This is a genomic window from Gordonia sp. 11cp, assembly GCF_057767225.1.
Window position 1 is genome coordinate 4,987,588 of sequence record NZ_CM173437.1, and the last position, 18,363, is coordinate 5,005,950.

At 69.5% G+C, this 18,363-nt stretch carries 14 protein-coding genes; all 14 read right to left on the reverse strand.

The genetic code is table 11. From position 1 onward, the window contains the following. Nucleotides 1–165: 165 nt before the first annotated feature. Complete coding sequence (gene ileS / locus AC3B6C_RS22275) at nucleotides 166–3,309, reverse strand: isoleucine--tRNA ligase (protein ID WP_488376360.1); 3,144 nt, start codon at nucleotides 3,307–3,309, stop codon at nucleotides 166–168. A 353-nt stretch (nucleotides 3,310–3,662) separates the two neighbouring features. Then, nucleotides 3,663–4,613 carry a hypothetical protein gene (locus tag AC3B6C_RS22280; protein WP_488374187.1) on the reverse strand — a complete coding sequence of 317 codons (951 nt, stop codon included), beginning with the start codon at nucleotides 4,611–4,613 and terminating at the stop codon, nucleotides 3,663–3,665. A gap of 33 nt (nucleotides 4,614–4,646) precedes the next feature. Beyond that, entirely contained in the window at nucleotides 4,647–5,462 is an 816-nt protein-coding gene (gene wag31 / locus AC3B6C_RS22285) for a DivIVA-like cell division protein Wag31 (RefSeq protein ID WP_488374188.1), read from the reverse strand. A 325-nt stretch (nucleotides 5,463–5,787) separates the two neighbouring features. Beyond that, on the reverse strand, nucleotides 5,788–6,129 hold the full coding sequence (locus AC3B6C_RS22290) for a YggT family protein (RefSeq protein ID WP_014927286.1): 342 nt from the start codon (nucleotides 6,127–6,129) through the stop codon (nucleotides 5,788–5,790). 56 nt (nucleotides 6,130–6,185) lie between these two features. Further along, nucleotides 6,186–6,893, reverse strand: coding sequence for a cell division protein SepF (locus AC3B6C_RS22295; RefSeq protein WP_488374189.1), 708 nt, complete (start codon nucleotides 6,891–6,893; stop codon nucleotides 6,186–6,188). Nucleotides 6,894–7,006: 113 nt separating this feature from the next. Continuing rightward, complete coding sequence (locus AC3B6C_RS22300; protein WP_488374190.1) at nucleotides 7,007–7,759, reverse strand: YggS family pyridoxal phosphate-dependent enzyme; 753 nt, start codon at nucleotides 7,757–7,759, stop codon at nucleotides 7,007–7,009. A 25-nt stretch (nucleotides 7,760–7,784) separates the two neighbouring features. After that, nucleotides 7,785–8,549, reverse strand: coding sequence for a peptidoglycan editing factor PgeF (gene pgeF / locus AC3B6C_RS22305; RefSeq protein ID WP_014927288.1), 765 nt, complete (start codon nucleotides 8,547–8,549; stop codon nucleotides 7,785–7,787). An 8-nt stretch (nucleotides 8,550–8,557) separates the two neighbouring features. Beyond that, nucleotides 8,558–9,724 carry a cell division protein FtsZ gene (gene ftsZ / locus AC3B6C_RS22310; RefSeq protein WP_014927289.1) on the reverse strand — a complete coding sequence of 389 codons (1,167 nt, stop codon included), beginning with the start codon at nucleotides 9,722–9,724 and terminating at the stop codon, nucleotides 8,558–8,560. 312 nt (nucleotides 9,725–10,036) lie between these two features. Then, a complete protein-coding gene (locus AC3B6C_RS22315) occupies nucleotides 10,037–10,738 on the reverse strand; it encodes a cell division protein FtsQ/DivIB (protein WP_010843666.1) in 702 nt (233 codons plus the stop codon). Next, on the reverse strand, nucleotides 10,735–12,294 hold the full coding sequence (gene murC, locus AC3B6C_RS22320) for a UDP-N-acetylmuramate--L-alanine ligase (RefSeq protein WP_488376363.1): 1,560 nt from the start codon (nucleotides 12,292–12,294) through the stop codon (nucleotides 10,735–10,737). Before murC ends, AC3B6C_RS22315 begins: the two co-directional genes overlap by 4 nt. A gap of 88 nt (nucleotides 12,295–12,382) precedes the next feature. After that, the gene (gene murG, locus AC3B6C_RS22325; protein WP_488374191.1) at nucleotides 12,383–13,573 is read right to left on the reverse strand and encodes an undecaprenyldiphospho-muramoylpentapeptide beta-N-acetylglucosaminyltransferase; all 1,191 of its coding nucleotides are present in this window, start codon (nucleotides 13,571–13,573) and stop codon (nucleotides 12,383–12,385) included. A gap of 93 nt (nucleotides 13,574–13,666) precedes the next feature. Further along, nucleotides 13,667–15,625, reverse strand: coding sequence for a putative lipid II flippase FtsW (ftsW, locus tag AC3B6C_RS22330; RefSeq protein WP_488374192.1), 1,959 nt, complete (start codon nucleotides 15,623–15,625; stop codon nucleotides 13,667–13,669). A 5-nt stretch (nucleotides 15,626–15,630) separates the two neighbouring features. Continuing rightward, nucleotides 15,631–17,214, reverse strand: a complete 1,584-nt coding sequence (gene murD / locus AC3B6C_RS22335) for a UDP-N-acetylmuramoyl-L-alanine--D-glutamate ligase (protein WP_488374193.1) — start codon at nucleotides 17,212–17,214, stop codon at nucleotides 15,631–15,633. Next, complete coding sequence (gene mraY, locus AC3B6C_RS22340; RefSeq protein WP_010843661.1) at nucleotides 17,207–18,304, reverse strand: phospho-N-acetylmuramoyl-pentapeptide-transferase; 1,098 nt, start codon at nucleotides 18,302–18,304, stop codon at nucleotides 17,207–17,209. Before mraY ends, murD begins: the two co-directional genes overlap by 8 nt. Nucleotides 18,305–18,363 lie beyond the last annotated feature (59 nt).

Here is an 18,363-nt window from a genome sequence, read left to right on the forward strand (position 1 = left end):
GCCGACGGATCGGTTCGCCGCCAGTGCGATGGGGACCGCGGTGGCGCCGCGAGGCAACGGTCCACACCGTACAGCGACATCTCGACATCGCATGGCCGAAAGCGAGATCTCGTCCCGTTCCCGGCGCGGTCACGCGATCGTCGAGGCCAGGGCGCGGCGGACCCGTCAGCCCGCCTTCGTGATGTCGGCCGTCACGCCGTCACCGAGCTCGATGCTGCCCGCGTCACCGTCGCCGGTGACATCGAATCGCACCGCGAGCACCTCGCCGGCGATCAGGTCGGCGTGCGTCCGCGCCCACTCGAGACGCTCGGCGGGCACGACGAAGCGCACCGCGATCCGGTCGGAGACGTCGAGTCCCAGAGTGCGGCGGGCGTCCTGCAACTCGCGGACCCGGTCCTTGGCCCAGCCCTCGGCCTCGAGTTCGGGCGTGACCGTCGTGTCCAGGACGACCAGACCGTTCCCGCCCGGCAGCTCCGCGGTGGAATCGGGTTCGACGGCCACCAGGCGGCGGGTGAACTCGCCTTCGCGTAGCTCGATGCCGTCGGCGACCACCACCTCGGACCCGTCGGCACCGTCGCTCACCGTCCAGTTCCCCGACTTCACCGCCTTGATCGCGCGCTGCACGTCCTTGCCGAGGCGCGGTCCGGCGGCGCGGGCGTTGACCGCGATCTCGTGGCGTCCGTACTCACTGGCGTCGGCGGCGAGAGTCACGGTCTTGACGTTCATCTCGTCCTTGATCAGGTCGACGAACGGCTCCAGCGACCCCGCTGTGGGCGAGGCGACCGTCAGGCCCGGCAGCGGCAGTCGCACCCGCAGCCGGTTGGCCTTGCGGACACTCGACGCCGTCGAGCACACCGCCTGGACCTGGTCCATCGCGGTGACCAGGTCGGCATCGGCCGGGAGTTCGTCGCTCGTCGGCCAGTCCGTCAGGTGAACCGAGCGCTCGCCGGTGAGACCGCGCCAGATGGCCTCGGTCGCCAGCGGGAGCAACGGCGAGGCGAGCCGGCAGGCCACCTCGAGCACGGTGTACAGCGTGTCGAACGCGTCGGTGTCCTCGTCCTGACCGGCCCAGAAGCGAGCCCGCGAACGTCGCACGTACCAGTTGGTGAGCGACTCGACGAACTCGCGGAAGGCGTCGCACGCCCCCGCGATGTCGTAGATGTCGAGGGCCTCGGTCATCGAGTCGCGGGTCGTCGCCAGCTTCGCCAGGATGTAGCGATCCAGCACATGCTCCGAGTTCGTCCGCCAGGTCGCCGGCCGCTCGGCATAAAGCTGCAGGAAGCTGTAGGCGTTCCACAGTGGCAGGAGCGCCTGACGGACCCCCTCGCGGATGCCTCGCTCCGTGACGACGAGGTTGCCTCCGCGCAGGATCGGCGAGGCCATGAGGAACCATCTCATCGCATCCGAACCGTCGCGGTCGAAGACCTCGTTCACGTCGGGGTAATTGCGCTTCGACTTGGACATCTTCTGGCCGTCGTCACCGAGCACGATCCCGTGCGCGGCGACCGTCTTGAACGCCGGGCGGTCGAACAGGGCGGTGGCCAGCACGTGGAGCGTGTAGAACCAGCCGCGGGTCTGGCCGTTGTACTCGACGATGAAGTCGCCCGGATTGTGTGCCGGGGCATGGGCGGAGTCTCCCCCGTCGAACCAGTCGCGGTTCTCGAAGGGATAGTGCACCTGCGCAAAGGGCATCGAGCCCGATTCGAACCAGCAGTCGAGGACCTCGGGCACGCGCCGCATCGTCGACTTCCCGCTCGGGTCATCGGGATTCGGGCGTGTGAGCTCGTCGATGAACGGGCGGTGCAGATTGTCCGGCCGTACCCCGAAGTCGCGTTCGAGGTCGTCGAGCGAACCGTAGACGTCGATACGCGGGAACTCGGGGTCGTCCGAGACCCACACCGGAAGGGGGGCACCCCAGTAACGGTTGCGGCTGATGTTCCAGTCCCGCGCGCCCTCGAGCCACTTGCCGAACTGTCCGTCCCGGATGTGTTCGGGCACCCAGACGATCTGCTTGTTCAGCTCGACCATGCGGTCGCGGAACTGCGTCACCGCGACGAACCAGGACGGCACCGCCATGTAGATGAGCGGCTGGCCCGACCGCCACGAGTGCGGGTAGGAGTGCTCGATGGTCTCGTGGCGGAGGATGCGCCCGGTTTCTTTGAGGTCCTTGATGATCACCGGGTTGGCGTCGAAGACCATCAACCCCTCGTAGGGCGGGACCTGCGCGGTGAAACGTCCGCCCGGATCGAGCGGCTGCACCACCTCGATGCCGTTGGCGGTCGCGAGGTCCATGTCCTCCTCACCGAAAGCCGGTGCGAGATGGACGATTCCGGTGCCGCTGTCGGTGGTCACGTAGTCGCCCAGCAGCACCCGGTGCGAGTTCGGGTGTCCGGCAAAGAAATCGAAGGGCGGTGTGTAGGACAGGTCCTTCAGTTCCACGCCGCGGTGGGTGCCGAGCACCTCCGGGTCGGCGATCTCCTTCGCGTACGCCCCGAGCAGCGCCTCAGCGAGGAGATACTCCTGACCGTCACCGGCCCTGACGTGCACGTACGTGACGTCGGGGTTGACGGCGATGGCGAGGTTGGACGGCAGGGTCCACGGCGTCGTCGTCCAGATGAGCGCGTTGACACCGTCCAGCGTCGAGAGCGGACCGTCGGGCACCGAGAGCGGCATCGTGACGGTGACCGCCGGGTCCTGCCGCATCCGGTAGGCGTCATCGAGCTTGGACTCCTGGTTCGACAGCGGCGTCTGCTCGTACCAGCTGTACGGCAGCACCCGATAACCCTGGTAGATGAGCCCCTTGTCGTAGAGCGCCTTGAACGCCCACATCACCGACTCCATGAAGTCGAGATCGAGGGTTTTGTAGTCGTTGTCGAAGTCGACCCAGCGGGCCTGCCGGGTCACGTAGTCACGCCACTCCCCGGTGTACCGCAGCACCGAGTCACGGCAGTACTCGTTGAACTTGGCCATGCCCATCTTCTCGATCTCCGACTTGTCGGTGATCCCGAGCTGGCGTTCGGCCTCCAGTTCGGCGGGCAGACCGTGTGTGTCCCAGCCGAATCGACGGTCCACCTTCTTGCCGCGCATGGTCTGGTACCGCGGCACCAGATCCTTGACGTACCCGGTCAGCAGATGACCGTAGTGCGGCAGTCCGTTCGCGAACGGCGGGCCGTCGTAGAAGACGAATTCCTCGGCGTCGGCTCGATTCTCGATCGACGCGGCGAAGGTCGAATCAGAGTCCCAGTACTGCAGCACCCGCTGTTCCACGGACGGGAAGTCGGGGGCGCTGCGCCCGGTGCCCCCGGTCATGTCGACCTTCGGGTACACCCGTGCGTTCTGGGTGGGGTCAGTCGCGTCGCTCACGCTGGTCTCCTCGTGCCTGGTGATGTCTCATCGGCACGGGGACGCATTCCGGAGGACTGCGCGGTACCACCCCGCTTGCGCCGGGGATCCGGCGCCACTCGACGAACCGCCACGGTGGGTGACCGGACGATCCTGCGGCTGTGACGGGCCGCGCCCGCCCGGTTCTACTGAGGACCCGAGGGCCTGTTCTTCCGGGTGCTCCCCGGTGATGGCCGGATCAACGCGTCAACCAGTGTAGCGACGACCCGTCCGATGGAGCCAGCGGGTTACCCGAGCACCGGGAGGCGCCACCCGACCGATCAGTCGGGCGGTGGGTGCCAATTCGGATCAAGCGGATCGAAATCCGCTCGCCGACGGCGCGACGCGGAATCGTCGGGGTGTTCGGAAGAAGTTGCCCAGTCGTCCGGTCCGGCGGCGTCACCGCCGGGCACGTCCTCTCCGACCCACCCTGACTGCGCCGGATCGAACGGGCCTCGACCCGGTGACGGCGCGGCCGGCGGGCGTTGTCCCGACACCGCCGGTCGCCCGGGCTGACGTGGCGACTGCGACTGGCCGGATTCTCGGGGGTCGGGCGGCGGCCCGAACTGTCCCGGCGCGCGACGCTGCTGCGTCCACGAAGGCTGATCGGCTCCGGGATGCTGCCGTTGCGGAACCCCGCCGGGTGGTGGAGAACCGTAGGGCTGCGGAGTGGGCCGGCCCCGCGGATCGGGGCGTCCACCCGGGGCTGCCACACCTTCAGGGGCTCCGCTGTGTGTCGGGGCGCCCGCACTCGGGGCGTCGACGCCGACCGAGCGCAGATAGTCCTCCAGGTTGCCCTCGCGACGTTCGGGGGCGGGGCGATTCGGGGGCGCGGAACCCTCCGGCGCCGCCATCCCCGGCTCGAACGAGCCGGGCCGGTACGCCACGGTCTCGGAATCGTCCGATGCGGCGGGGTCGGGCACGGAGTACCGGCGGGTGGGCGCATCGGCAGAGCCCTCGGCCGACCCGTTCTCGGCCCGGACCGGGGAGTCCTGGGAGGCGGCTTTCGCCGAACCTTCGTCGGGCGTGTCACGACCGGCACCCGGGACCATGTCCTCGAGTGACCGGCCCGCATCGCCCTTACGACCGGCGAACACGTCCACCAGCAGGAAACCGAGGCCGACGAGACAGACCACGATGCAGGCCACCGCCAGCCACACGGTCCCGGTGATGAGGCCGAGGATGAGCAGCACGAACCCCAGAAGGGTCGCGGCCAGGGCCAAGGTCAGCACATCACCAGCCTAGTGCGCACCGGTTCGCCCAGGTCAGCTGGGTGAGTAGCTGCTGAATCCACCATTACCCGGATCGTTGGAGAACGATTGATCGGGCCGGCCACCCTCGACGGGAGCCGCACTGCCGCGCTGCTGGAGTTCTTCGAGCTGCGATTCGAGGTAGGTCTTCAGACGCGTGCGGTACTCGCGCTCGAAGGTCTTGAGCTGTTCGATCCGGCCCTCGAGAACGCCCCGCTGCTGGTTGATGGTGCCCATGATCTCGCTGTGCTTGCGCTCGGCGTCGCTCTGCAGCGCGTCCGCACGTTCCTGCGCCTGGCGCAGCTGCGCCTCCGACCGCGTCTGCGCGTCGGCGAGGATGGCCTCCGACCGCTGGCGGGCATCGGCGAGCATGGCGTCGGACTTGGTCTGCGCCTCGGAGACCAGCGTGTCGGCGCGGGTCTGAGCATCGGACAGCATCGCGTCGGCGTCCGCGCGGGCGCTCCCGGTCAGACGGTCCGCGGTGTCCTGGGCCAGGGCCAGCACGCGCGCCGCGCGCACGTTCGCATCGTCGTTGGTCGGCTGCGGGGCCGGCGTCGGGGCCGGGGCGGGAGGCTCGGGTGCCGCCGCGGGCTTGGCGAAGATCTGCGTTCGGTCGTCCGCCGACGAGCCGGCACCGGAGCGGGCGTCGGCGAGCTCACCCTCGAGCTCCTCGACGCGCTGCTTGAGGTCGGTGTTCTCCTCGATCAGCCGGGCGAGCTCGGCTTCGACGAAGTCGAGGAACTGATCGACCTCATCCTCGTTGTAACCGCGCTTACCGATGGGCGGTTTGCTGAACGCGACGTTGTGCACATCAGCTGGAGTCAGCCGCATGTCGGTTCCCCTCGTGTCTGGTGGTGAACTTGTGTTCAGTTGGCGGGCCGTCCAACCCGGATCGCGCGACGGTGAGTCGTTCGACCAATACAGGTTGTCACTAACTATTCATACCAGTCAAAAATTGTAACTGGCGTCCAATTCTGTCACACGCGAACCGTTGGTTGCATCTCTACGATGCGCTGTTGAAATGAAACAGTCATCCGAAGATGACTTACAACGGTAGACCATCTCGGTAACGCGGGGTACCCGCCGCCGGACCGGGGCGCCACTCGCGGGCGACGAGCCCCGGTGACCGTCGCAGTGTGGATAGGACGGGACGAGATCAGGATCGGATGAGATGTGCGGCGATCGCCAGCGAATCGGCCAGTGCGTCGGCGCGCAGACCGTTCACGATGTTCATGCCGATGATCACGACGAGCATCACGATCATCAGGGACAGGTCCAGCCGAATGGGACCGAGCGGAATCGGCGGGAGGACGCGACGCAGGGCCTTGATCGGGGGATCGGTCACGGTGAAGACCATCTCGATGACGACGACCGCCGCGCCGGTCGGACGCCATTCGCGAGCGAAGGTGCGGACCAGTTCGACGACCAGCCGGCCGAGGAGGAGCAACCAGAAGATCAGCAGGATGTAGTACAAGACGCTCAACAGAATCGCAGCCACGCGTCAAGAGTGCCTGAACATGACGGGCGACGGCGAACCGAGGTACCCGTCGCCGGTCAGGCGTGGTTGTAGAAGCCCGTCTCGGCGATCTTGCGGCGGTCTTCCGGCGACACGTCGACGTCGGCGGGCGACAGCAGGAAGACCTTCGTGGCGACCTTGTCGAACGACCCGCGCAGGGCGAACGCGAGGCCGGCGGCGAAGTCGACGAGGCGCTTGGCGTCGTCGTTGCTCATGTCGACGAGATCCATGATGACCGGGTTGCCGTCGCGGAACCGCTCGCCGATGGTCCGCGCCTCGCCGTAGTCCGACGGCCGGAGCGTCGTGATCTTCTGCAGGGGGCTGTCGGCGAAGACGCGCTCGAGCTCGACGCGTGGGTCGGCACCCATCGAACGCGGTGCGGTGGCGGCGCGCAGGGACGCGCTCGACGAGCGCTGCAGGGGTTCGAGACGAGCGGGCGCCCGCAACGGGCCGTCGCCGGCCGCGCGCGGGGCGGCGTAGGCGTACTCCGCGGCGAGGTCGAAGCCGGCGTCGTAGTGGCGGTCGGCCAGCTCGTCGCGGTATGCCATCTCCTCGCGGTAGCCGGCATCACGGAACGACGGCTCGTAGCCGGGATCGTAGGACGAGTCCCCGTAGTAGTCGTCGCGGTAGGCACGCTCACGAGACCGCTCACGCAGCGGCGGGGCCGACTCCTCGAGGTAGTCGTCCTCGTATTCGCTGGGCGGCACCATGCCGAAGTAAGCCTTGAACTTCTGCATCGTGGTCATTGACGGCCTCTCTGGTAGTGCGACGCCGGTTTCTGCCGTGCCGGGTGGTGCATCTGTGGTCAGTGAGTTCTTTGCGGTTCTTGAGTCACTTGGTTCTGGTGTTACCAATGTGATTACTGAGAGACTAGCGGCCGCTCGCCCATGATCGCGGTTCCGACACGCACGCATGTCGAGCCCGCGGCAATCGCCGCTTCCATGTCACCGGACATGCCCGCGGACAGTTCCGCGGCGTCGTCGAACCGACCCCGGAACGCCGCGTGGATCCGCGCCGTCTCGGCCATCCAGTGCTCGGGGTCGCCGTGTAGCGGCGCGATGACCATGAGCCCGCGCAGCCGGAGCGGCTCCGCGTCGACGACCTGCTCGGCCAGACGAGTCAGGTCGTCCTCGACGACGCCGCCGCGGTGCGGATCGCCGTCGAGGCTGACCTGGAGCAAAATGCCCAGCGGGTCGGCCCGGTCGCCGTCGTCCAGCGCGGCGGCGGCGGCGCGGTCGAGGGCCTCGACGACCTTCGGACGGTCGACCGAGTGCACCGTGCGCGCCCACCGCGCAACCGACCGTGCCTTCTTGGACTGCACCGAGCCGATCATGTCGAAGACGGGGACGTCGCCGGGGTCCGGCGACTCCCAGTCGCCGAGCACGTCGGCCACCTTCCGTCCCGCTTCGGGCTCGCGCGACTCCCCGAAGGCACGTTCCCCGAGCTGGAGCAGCCTGCGGACGTCGTCCGCGGGAAAGAACTTCGTCACCACGAGGAGTTCGCACGATCCGGCCGGACGCTGGGCGGCCTCGACCGCGGCCTCGAGGCGGCGGCGTACGGCCGCCAGCCGGTCCCCCAGTTCGACGGTGCGCGTATCAGATGACCCGGTCATGTCCCCATCCTTCTCGCCTCTGGGGTCATTCCCCGAGCGGGCCCCGCTCGCCGGGACGATCGTCGTTCGTCTCGTCGGAGTCCGGGTTCGGGTCCATCCAGATGACCGACGCGAGGCGTCCGGTGGGCGCGCCGCGGCGATGGCTGAAGAGACTCGGGTCCGAGATGGTGCAGCGCGGATCGACCGCCACTCCCCCGACCCCCGCGTCGAGCAGCTGGCGTCGCAGACCGGCGCGGAGGTCGAGACCGGTGGTGCCCTTCTTCGTCCGAACAGCACTGCCGGGCAGATGCTTCTCGACGTCGGCCTGCATCGCCGGCGGGACCTCGTAGTGGTCACCGCTCGCCGCCGGTCCGAGAAAGGCTCCGATGGACTCGACGCGGGCGCCGAGTTCGACCATCGCGCGCAGAGTGGCGGGCACGATGCCGATCCGGGCGCCGACCCGTCCCGCGTGGACTCCCGCGATCACGCCGGCCTCGTCGTCGCTCAGGAGCACCGGGACGCAGTCGGCCGACAACACCGCGAGGGCGAGGCCGGGCGTGGTGGTGACCAGTGCATCGGTGGCCGGCACCGGCTCGGCGACCGGCCCGTCGACCACGGTGACGTTGCGACTGTGGATCTGCTCCATCCACACCACCGAGCCACTGTCCACCCCGATCTGCTCGGCCAGTCGAATCCTGTTGGCCGCCACCGCTTCCGGATCGTCTCCGACGTGATCACCGAGATTGAACGACTCGTACGGTGACACCGAGACCCCGCCGGCACGGGTGGTGATGACACGCCGCACCCGCATCCGCGGACTCAGCGCTTCATGAACGACGGCACGTCGACGTCGTCGTCGTCCAGCCGAACGGTGTTGCGGCGGGGCGGTTCCGGCTCCTGCTCGAACGGATCACCCGCGCCCTTCGGCATGTCCCCGAAGAGCGGATCGTTCTTCGGCGGCGACGTCACGGCGCCGGCCTGGCCCTGCCCGACCGCGGTGCGTCCCGCGGCCGACGGCACATCGGAACGCTTCTTGGGCGTACCGCCGTCGAATCCGGCCGCGATGACGGTGACCCGCACCTCGTCGCCCAGGTTGTCGTCGATCACCGTGCCGAAGATGATGTTGGCGTCCTCGTGGGCGGCCTCCTGCACCTGGGTCGCGGCGTTGTGGATCTCGAACAGGCCGAGGTCGCTGCCGCCGGCGATCGAGATCAGCACGCCCCGGGCGCCCTCCATCGAGGCCTCCAGCAGCGGCGAGTTGATCGCGGACTCCGCGGCCTTGCGCGCACGCTCCTCACCGCGGGCCGAACCGATGCCCATCAGCGCGCTACCGGCGTCACTCATGACGCCCTTCACATCGGCGAAGTCGACGTTGATCAGGCCGGGGGTGGTGATGAGGTCGGTGATGCCCTGCACGCCGTTGAGGAGCACCTCGTCGGCACTGCGGAACGCGTCCATCAGGCTGACCTGCGCGTCACCGAGCTGCAGCAGACGGTCGTTCGGGATGACGATGAGGGTGTCGCACGATTCGCGCAGGGCGGTGATGCCCGCCTCGGCCTGTCCGCCACGACGCTTGCCCTCGAAGGAGAACGGACGGGTGACCACGCCGACGGTCAGCGCACCGAGCTTCCGCGCGATCTGCGCGACGACCGGCGCACCGCCGGTACCGGTGCCGCCGCCCTCACCCGCGGTGACGAACACCATGTCGGCGCCCTTGAGTAGTTCTTCGATCTCGTCGCGTGCATCCTCGGCGGCGCGGCGGCCGACCTCGGGATCGGCGCCCGCGCCGAGACCGCGGGTCGAGTCGCGGCCGACGTCGAGCTTGACGTCGGCATCGCTCATCAGTAGCGCCTGCGCGTCGGTGTTGATCGCGATGAACTCGACTCCCTTGAGTCCCTGTTCGATCATCCGGTTGACGGCATTCACGCCGCCACCGCCGATGCCGACGACCTTGATGACGGCCAGGTAGTTGTGCGGTGGCGTCATGCGCTCGCCTTCCTTGTGTGGGTCGATCTCGTGGTGATTCGTCTGTGTGGACCTGCTGGTCCACGGTCCGCTCGCGACAAACCCTAAACCTGAACCATAGATTTAGAGTTATGTCAAGTAACTCGTTGTGGTCATGACGCTAGGCATCGAGGGCCCAGGTATCCAGATCCGCCCTCGGCGTGTCGGCAAGTCGCACCCGAATTCCGCCGGAAACCCCGGCTTTTCGTCGATATTCGGAAACATTCGGCTCCCGCGACGCAGCTCCGCACCGCCCACGGACGCGAACCCGGGACGACCGGGACCGCCGCGAGATCAGCGATAGGCCGGGAACTCGGGGCTCGACACGTTGTACATCGTCGCCTTGCGGGTGAGCAGATGCGTGAGAGTGCGGGCCTTCTCGGCACCGCGGTCGCTGTCCCCCCACACCACCGTCCGCTTCTCCGACAGGGTGAACTCGATGTCGACCGGTGAGGTCGCGGTGACCCGGATGACCTGCCGCGCCAACGATTCGGGCAGCCCTGCCACCGCCGCGATGGTCTCCTTGGTGGTCGGGTCCGCCGGCCCCGGATTCGGGGTGTCGAGCACCGGGAGCTTGAGGACCTCGGGCGGGACCCCCTGGGTGCGGTCGAAGTCGAGGAACGCGACCCCGGACCTGTCGAGCACGTGGACGTCGTCGCCGTTGTTCACGATCACCACCGGCACCCGCTCGACGACGGTGATGGTCAGCGACGACGGATAACTCCGCTGCACCCGCGCCGATTCGACCGACGGGATCGTGGCGACGCGTTGCGCCACCGCCCGGGTGTCGACCTGCAACAGCGGGGTGCCCGACGGCACGGCCGCGACCCGCAGGATCTCGTCCGCGGGGATCGACCCGTTGTCGCGGACGTCGGTGCCGCGCACCGACATCAGCGGAGTGAGGTAGGCGATCAGGACCAGCCCGACCCCTAACGCGACGACCATGAGCGTGCCGAGGACCATGCGGGACCGGCGGCGCTCCGGCCACCGGATCACGACACCCGCCCCGTCCGGTCGTCGGACTCCCCCGGGCCGCCGACGGCAGATCCGGCCGCATCCGTCTCGGTGGCGGCGTCGGACGCCGACGCCGATTCGAGCTCGGCGAGGATCTCCGGTCCCTGCATGGTGATGTCACCCGCGCCCAGGGTCAGGACGACGTCGCCGGAGCGAGCCAGCCGGGCGACCTGCGCGGACAGCCGGGACAGGTCCGGGGCGAAGATGCCCGGCACCGTCAGCTTGTCCGAGATCGTCCGCCCGCTGACCCCGGGGATCGGGGCCTCGCGGGCTCCGTAGACGTCGGCGACGACGACCGCGTCGGCGAGGTCGAGGGCCGCGGCGAACTCGTCGGCGAACTCGACGGTGCGCGAGTAGAGGTGCGGCTGGAACACTGCGATGACACGCCCGCGCGAGCCGTCCGGCCCGCCGCGCGCGGAGACCATGTCCCGCGCCGCCGACAGCACGGCGCGCACCTCGGTTGGATGATGGGCGTAGTCGTCGATGACCTCGACACCGCCGCGCTGTCCGCGGAACTCGAAACGCCGGTGGACGCCACCGAACGAGCCGATCCCGGCGAGGATGCCGTCGAACCGGCCCGGGGCACCGGACCCCGCGTCGGCGGCCGGTGCGCCGACGCGAGCCGCGCCGATCACCGCGGCGATCGCGTTGAGCGCCATGTGCTCTCCGGGAAGCGGAAGGAGCAGCCGGCGGTCCTCGACACCCGGGCGGAGCGGGGAGGTGAAACGGACCGTTGCCGATCCCCCGGACCCGCGCGGTTCCCACGCCAGCATGGTCGCGACGTTGGGGACGGTCGGCGCCAGCGCGGCATGCGTCCCGCGTCCGTATCCGAGGACCTCCACCCCGCGCGCGGTGAGCGACTCGGCGACGCGGCCGGCCAGGGCCGCCGACCCCGGGTCGTCGAGGCACACGATGAGCGAACCGCCTGTCGTGATCCGCGCGGCGAATCGGTCGAACACCTCGACATAGGCCTCGATCGAACCGAAGAAGTCGAGGTGGTCGGCATCGATGTTGGTGACCGCCACGACGTCGGGCGTGTACTCGAGCAGCGAGCCGTCGCTCTCGTCGGCCTCGGCGACGAAGACCGGATCACCACCGTGATGGGCGTTGGTCCCCGATTCGTTCAACTCGCCGCCGATCGCGAACGACGGGTCGGTTCCGGCGTGTTGCAGCGCGACGACGGCCATCGAGGTCGTGGACGTCTTGCCATGGGTACCCGCGATCAGCAGGCTGCGACAGCCCGCCATCAGCTGGGCCAGCACGCGCGGACGCAGGAGCACCGGGATGCCGCGCGAGCGTGCCGCGACGAGTTCGGGATTGGTCTTCGGGATCGCGGCGTGCGTGGTCACCACGACCGACGGGCCACCGGGGATCTGGTCGAGCGCCGACGGGTCGTGTCCGACCTGGACCCGGGCGCCGCGGGTGCGGAGTTCGAGGATGCCGCGACTGTTCTTGGCGTCCGACCCCGAGACCTGACCACCGCGGGCCAGCAGGATGCGCGCCAGTCCCGACATCCCGGCGCCGCCGATGCCGACCATGTGCACACGTCTCAGCTGATCCGGCAGCGCCCCCGGCGCCGTCTCGACGCTCGCTGTCTCGTCGTTCGCTGTCTGGTCGTCCGTCGTCTCATCGCTCACGGGACGACCTCCCGCCCCGACGCCGACCGGCACGGAAATCCTGCGCGAGTTCGATCGCGGCGGTGGCCACCGCCGACGCGGCGTCCCGGTGTCCGGTGCCCGCGGCGGCGACCGACATCTGTTGCAGCCGCGCCGAATCCTTGAGCAGCGCGGGCACTTCGCGGGCGACCCAGTCGGCATCCACCGTCGAGTCGTCGACGAGCAGTCCCCCGCCGGCCTCCACGACGGGCAGTGCGTTCAGTCGCTGTTCACCGTTCCCGTGCGGCAGCGGGACGTAGATCGCGGGCAACCCGGTCGCCGACACCTCGGCGACCGTCATCGCACCGGAGCGGCACATCACCAGATCGGCGGCGGCGTACGCGAGATCCATGCGCTTGAGATATCCGACGGCGCGGTAGGGCGGCGCGTCGTCGACGACCGCGGGGTCGATCGAGTTCTTGGGGCCATAGGCGTGCAGCACGCCGATGCCGGACCTGCCCAGCGTCTCCGCAGCGCCGGACACCGCGTCGTTGAGTCGTTGCGCCCCCTGCGAGCCGCCGAAGACGAGCAGCGTCGGCGCATCGTCGTCGAGTCCGAAGTAGTGGCGCGCCTTGGCGCGCAGCGCCGGCCGGTCGAGTTCGGCGAGCACGCCACGGACAGGGATTCCCACGACCGTCGCGTCGAGACCCGAACCGTCGACGGCGGCCAGGACGCGGTCGGCGAACCGGGCACCGACCTTGTTGGCGATGCCGGCCGAGGCATTGGCCTCGTGGATGACGATCGGGATCCGATTGCGCCGGCGCAGGTGCATCTGCGCCGCCAGGTATGCGGGCACGGACACGTAACCACCGAAGCCGATGACCACGTCGGCGTCGACCTCGTCGAGCACCTTGCGGGTGGCGGCCACCGAACCGAGTAGGCGGCCGGGGGTACGGGCCAGATCGAGGCCGGGTTTGCGCGGCAACGGAACCGGCGGGATCAGCTTCAGGTCGTATCCGCGTTCCGGAACGAGATCGACTTCGAGGCCCCGGCTGGTGCCCAGCGCGGTGATGCGGGCGGTCGGGTCGAGTCGGCTGACCGCGTCGGCGACGGCGAGGGCGGGTTCGATGTGACCGGCCGTACCGCCGCCGGCGACGACCACCGACAGCGGACGGCCTTTCGGCCGCCCTGTCGTATCAGCGTGTACTGCACCCGAACTCACCGGCGTCGTCACTCCATTCAGCCTTTGATCACATCTGCGCGGGACCCGCGTCCGGCGGGTCTCCGGCGGCAGTCGCACGTCCGCGCCGCCGTGTCACCAGCGACCCGCGCCTCGTCCGCTCGCGCCGCGGTAGTCACCCCGCCTCGCTCCGCTCCCGGCGCGGTACTCACCCCGCCCGCTCGCTCCGCTCCCGGCGCGGTACTCACTCCGCCCGCTCGCTCCGCTCCCGGCGCGGTGTCCACTCCGCCCGCTCGCTCCGCTCCCGGCGCGGGCGCTCCCCCGATACCCGACACCGTAGTCCACGCCGCCCCGCGGAGACGGCCCAGGTCGGGCACGTCCCGCACCACCGCCGCGGCCGGTGGCCGTCGATCGGGCGCCCCCGGTGTTGCCGCCGCCTGCGCGCGGGAACGACCGGCCGTGGCGGCGATCGCCGGGCGGGGACTGCGTCGTCTTCGCGGCCCGTTTCCAGGGCAGCGGGAAACGTCGTCGGCCGCGACCGGCATCGGCCGATGGTGCCCGTCCGCTCGGTGGCCGGCGACGCGTCACCGGTCCTCGAGCACTGTGACCGGCGCCGGCGGTCGCACGCGGGCCTCCGGTGCGTCGCTGGTCCAGCCGGTCGCGCAGCGACTCCGCGCGCGTCTGCCGGTAGGCAACGGGTGTCGGGAGACGCAGCCATCGTGCGACGCGGCTCGGCGATCCGCCGGTGAGGGTCGCCACCGCCTCGGGTTCGTGTCTGGCCGCGTTGGCGAGCAGCCCGAGCATCGCGAGGACCGTCAGCGTCGACGTGCCGCCCGCCGAGACCAGCGGCAGCTGGATTCCGGTCACCGGAAGCAATCCGATGACGTACCCGATGTTGATGAAGGCCTGCGCGATGATGAGCACCGTGATGGTCGCCGACATCAGGCGCAGGAACGGATCGGTCGAGCGGTGCGCGATCCGGAAGCCGATGTAGGCGAGGACGACGAAGAGGAACACCACCATGAGGCCGCCGAGCAGCCCGAGTTCCTCGCCGATGATCGCGAAGATGAAGTCGTTGTGCGCGTTCGGCAGATAATTCCACTTGGCACTCGACTGGCCGAGTCCCACGCCGAAGACCCCGCCGTTCGCCAGCGCGTAGGTCGCCTGACGCGCCTGATAACCCGCGCCCTGCGGGTCGTCGACGTTGCCGAGGAAGCTCATCACGCGCTGGGACCGATAGCCCTCGGCGAGGGCGAGGATCACGGCCAGCACGATGCCGGACACCGCGAACGACGCGAACACCTTGATCGGCAGACCCGCGAACCACAGCAGCGCGCCGACGATGATCGCGATGGTGATCGTCGTCGAGAGGTTCGGTTCGAGGATGATGAGCAGGCACACGAGCATGGCCACCGGAACGAGCGGGACCAACAGCTCACGCAGCGAGGCGTTGTCCCGCCGCCGGGAGGCCAGCAGGTGCGCACCCCAGATGCACAGCGCGACCTTGACCAGCTCGGACGGCTGCACCGACAGCCCGTAGATGACAAACCAGCGGCGCGCGCCCTGACTGAGCGTGCCGACGCCGGGGATGAGGACCAGGGCCAGCAACACCACCGCGACGAACATGGCGGGGGCGGCGAACCGCCGGAGTAGCCGCACCGGGACGCGCAGCATCAGATAGAACACCACGAGTCCGAGCAACGCGAAGATCACCTGGGTGGCGAACAGACCGTACGCCGATCCCTCTTTGGAGTAGCCCTCGACCGACGACGCCGAGAGCACCATCACCAGACCGAATGTGGTGAGCAGGAACGACATCGTGAGGATGAGCTGATACGACGCGAGCGGTCGGGCCAGCAGATTGCGGATCGCCTCTGCGACGATCGCCGGGACCGACGCGGCGGCCGCAGTACCCGCGGCACCCGCCGATCGGCTCGAGGCGTCACCGGTCGCCGACGCGGTGCCGGCCGCGCGCTCGGTTCCCCGCCGTTCGGCCTTCGTGTCAGTGTCAGTGCCGGCCTCGGTGTCCTCGACGCCGGTGACGCCGTCTGCATCGTCGGGGTCGTTGTCCGCGGCCGGGGTCCGGCTGCTCATCCGACTCACCGTCCGGCGGTGGAAGAGCCGGCGATCCGGCACGCGGCGGCGGCGAAGGCGTCGCCGCGCGCACCGTAACCGGCGAACATGTCCAGCGAGGCCGCCGCGGGGGCGAGCAGCACGGCGTCGGGGGCGGGTGAGCTCGCGACGGCGAGCGCCCAGGCCTCCTCGACGGCCCGGTCCATGACCGCCACCGATGCCGAGGAGCCCGTACCCGGGAGATCAACCGCTGAGGTGTGGGGACCGGCCTGTCCCGGACGATGCACGTTCACCGTGCCATCGTCTCCTGTGAATACTGTGACTGTTGGGACTTCTGGGGCGTGTCGCGCGATCGCCTCGATCACAAGGTCGCGGTCGCGCCCGATGGCGACCACGCCGACCAGCCGAGCACCGACCGCCGAGAGCATCTCGTCCATCGACGCACCCTTCAACAGGCCGCCCGCGATCAGGACGACCCGGTCGAAGGCGGCCACGGCGGCTTGTGCGGCGTGCGGATTGGTGGCCTTCGAGTCGTCGACGAAGGTGACACCGTCCCGGGACGCGACGACCTCACCGCGGTGGCCGGCCGGCCGGAAGGCCGTCAGGCCGGCCCGCACCGCGTCGGGTCCGATGCCGACCGCGAGCGCCAGCGCCGACGCGGCCAGCGCGTCGGCGACACCCGACGGGCCGGCCGGCCGCACCGCATCGGCGTCGAACAGGTGGCCGGCGTCGAAGGCGCGGTCGGTCAGCTGCCCGTCCACGACGCCGAGCTGGCCGGGCCGCGGCTCGCCGAGCGTGAAACCGATGCGTCGACCCGCGGCGGGCAGCCCGGACGCGACCGGGTCGTCGAGGCCGACGACACTCACCGCGCCGCGCAGCGCACCCGCCTTGGCGAGCGCATACGCCTCGAACGTGCCGTGCCAGTCGAGGTGGTCCTCGGCGACGTTGAGCACGACCCCGGCATGCGGACGGATCGACGGCGCCCAGTGCAGCTGGAACGAGGACAACTCGGCACACAGCACGTCCACCCGCGGCTCGGCCTGCATCGCGTCGAGAACCGGGAGACCGATGTTGCCGCAGGCAGCGCCCGCACGACCGGAGGCCTCGACGATCCCGGCCAGCATCGAGGTAGTGGTCGTCTTGCCGTTGGTCCCGGTCACCACGAGCCAGGTGCGTGGTTCGCCCAGCAGACCCGCCGCGTCGACGCGCCAGGCCAGTTCGACCTCGCCCCAGACCGGGACGCCGTCGTCGGCCGCCGCCCGGACCAGATGGTGGGTCGGCGCGAAGCCGGGCGACACGATGACCACCGCGGCGCCCGCGAGCCGTGCGGGATCGGCGAGCAGATCCGACACGGCGATCGCCTCGACGCCGCGCGACACCAGTTCCGCGACCCCGGCGACTGCGGCCGTCGCCGCCTCCCGATCGGCCGGGGACGCATCGCGGGCGGCGAAGCGGTCGTCGGCGAGCAGCACATCGGCGCCGAGCGTCACCAGGAATCGGGTGGCCGACAAGCCGGCGGTCCCGGCACCGCCGACCACAACGGTCCGGCCGGCCAGGTCGCGTGCGTCGGGTCCGAGCGGGTTCGGATCCGGCACCGGGCGATCAGGCATTGGTGGTCAGGAACTCGCCGTAGAACAGGGACAGCCCGAGGGCGCAGGCGATGGCGGTGAGCAACCAGAATCTGATGATCACCGTGGTCTCGGCCCAGCCACCGAGTTCGAAGTGGTGGTGGAAGGGCGCCATCCGGAACACGCGTCGCCCGGTGGTCCGGAAGAAGGCGATCTGGATCACCACCGACATGATCTCGGCGACGAACAGCGCGCCGATGACGACCGCGAGCAACTCGGTGCGCGTGGTGATCGACAGGCCCGCGAGCATCCCGCCGAGGGCGAGCGAGCCGGTGTCACCCATGAAGATCTTGGCGGGTGCGGCGTTCCACCAGAGGAAGCCGAGGCACGCCCCGCCGCCGGCCACCGCGATCAGCGCGAGGTCGAGCGGGTCGCGCACCTGATAGCAGCCGGTGGTGATCTCGCTGGGCGGCTTGGCGCCACCCGCGCAGGCGTTGACGAACTGAAAGAAGGTGACCAGGACATAGGAGCCCAGGACCATCGCCATCGACCCGGCGGCCAGGCCGTCGAGTCCGTCGGTGAAGTTCACCGCATTCGACCACGCCGCCACCACGAGCCAGCAGAACACCACGAAGACCACCGAGCCGAGCGTGATCGCGTCGATGTCGCGGACGTAGGACAGGTTGGTGCTCGCCGGCGTGTAGCCGTAGTCGTTGCGGAACTGCAGCACCAGGATGCCGAAGAGGATGGCCGCGACGAACTGACCGATCGATTTCGCGGTCTTGTTCAGACCGAGGTTGCGGTGCTTGCGGATCTTGATGATGTCGTCGAGGAAGCCGACGACGCCCAACGCGGTCGCCAGTCCGAGGACGAGCAGGCCGGAGGCGGTCGGCCCGTTCCCGGCGTCGGTGAAGACCCCGACGAGATGGGCACCGAAGTAACCCGCCCACAGCGCGGCGAGGATCGCGACACCGCCCATCGACGGGGTTCCGCGCTTGGTCTGGTGACTCTTCGGACCCTCGACCCGGATCTCCTGCCCGAATCCCTGCCGGGAGAACACCTTGATGAGGACCGGCGTCAGCAGGATCGACACCGCGATCGCGATCGCGCCCGCGAGGAGTATCTGTGTCACCGCGTTGCCCCCGCATCCTCTCCGTACCCGACCGGAATTCTGTCCTCGACCACGATCGT

What these genes read in the sequence shown, in the direction of transcription:
- AC3B6C_RS22300 (WP_488374190.1), bottom strand. Translation starts at nt 7,759, where the DNA reads ATGACCGGGTCATCTGATACGCGCACCGTCGAACTGGGGGACCGGCTG.
- ileS (WP_488376360.1), bottom strand. Translation starts at nt 3,309, where the DNA reads ATGACCGGGGGCACCGGGCGCAGCGCCCCCGACTTCCCGTCCGTGGAA.
- ftsZ (WP_014927289.1), bottom strand. Translation starts at nt 9,724, where the DNA reads ATGACGCCACCGCACAACTACCTGGCCGTCATCAAGGTCGTCGGCATC.
- ftsW (WP_488374192.1), bottom strand. Translation starts at nt 15,625, where the DNA reads ATGAGCAGCCGGACCCCGGCCGCGGACAACGACCCCGACGATGCAGAC.
- murC (WP_488376363.1), bottom strand. Translation starts at nt 12,294, where the DNA reads ATGGTCGGCATCGGCGGCGCCGGGATGTCGGGACTGGCGCGCATCCTG.
- pgeF (WP_014927288.1), bottom strand. Translation starts at nt 8,549, where the DNA reads ATGCGGGTGCGGCGTGTCATCACCACCCGTGCCGGCGGGGTCTCGGTG.
- AC3B6C_RS22295 (WP_488374189.1), bottom strand. Translation starts at nt 6,893, where the DNA reads ATGACCACGATGCAGAAGTTCAAGGCTTACTTCGGCATGGTGCCGCCC.
- murD (WP_488374193.1), bottom strand. Translation starts at nt 17,214, where the DNA reads ATGCCTGATCGCCCGGTGCCGGATCCGAACCCGCTCGGACCCGACGCA.
- wag31 (WP_488374188.1), bottom strand. Translation starts at nt 5,462, where the DNA reads ATGCGGCTGACTCCAGCTGATGTGCACAACGTCGCGTTCAGCAAACCG.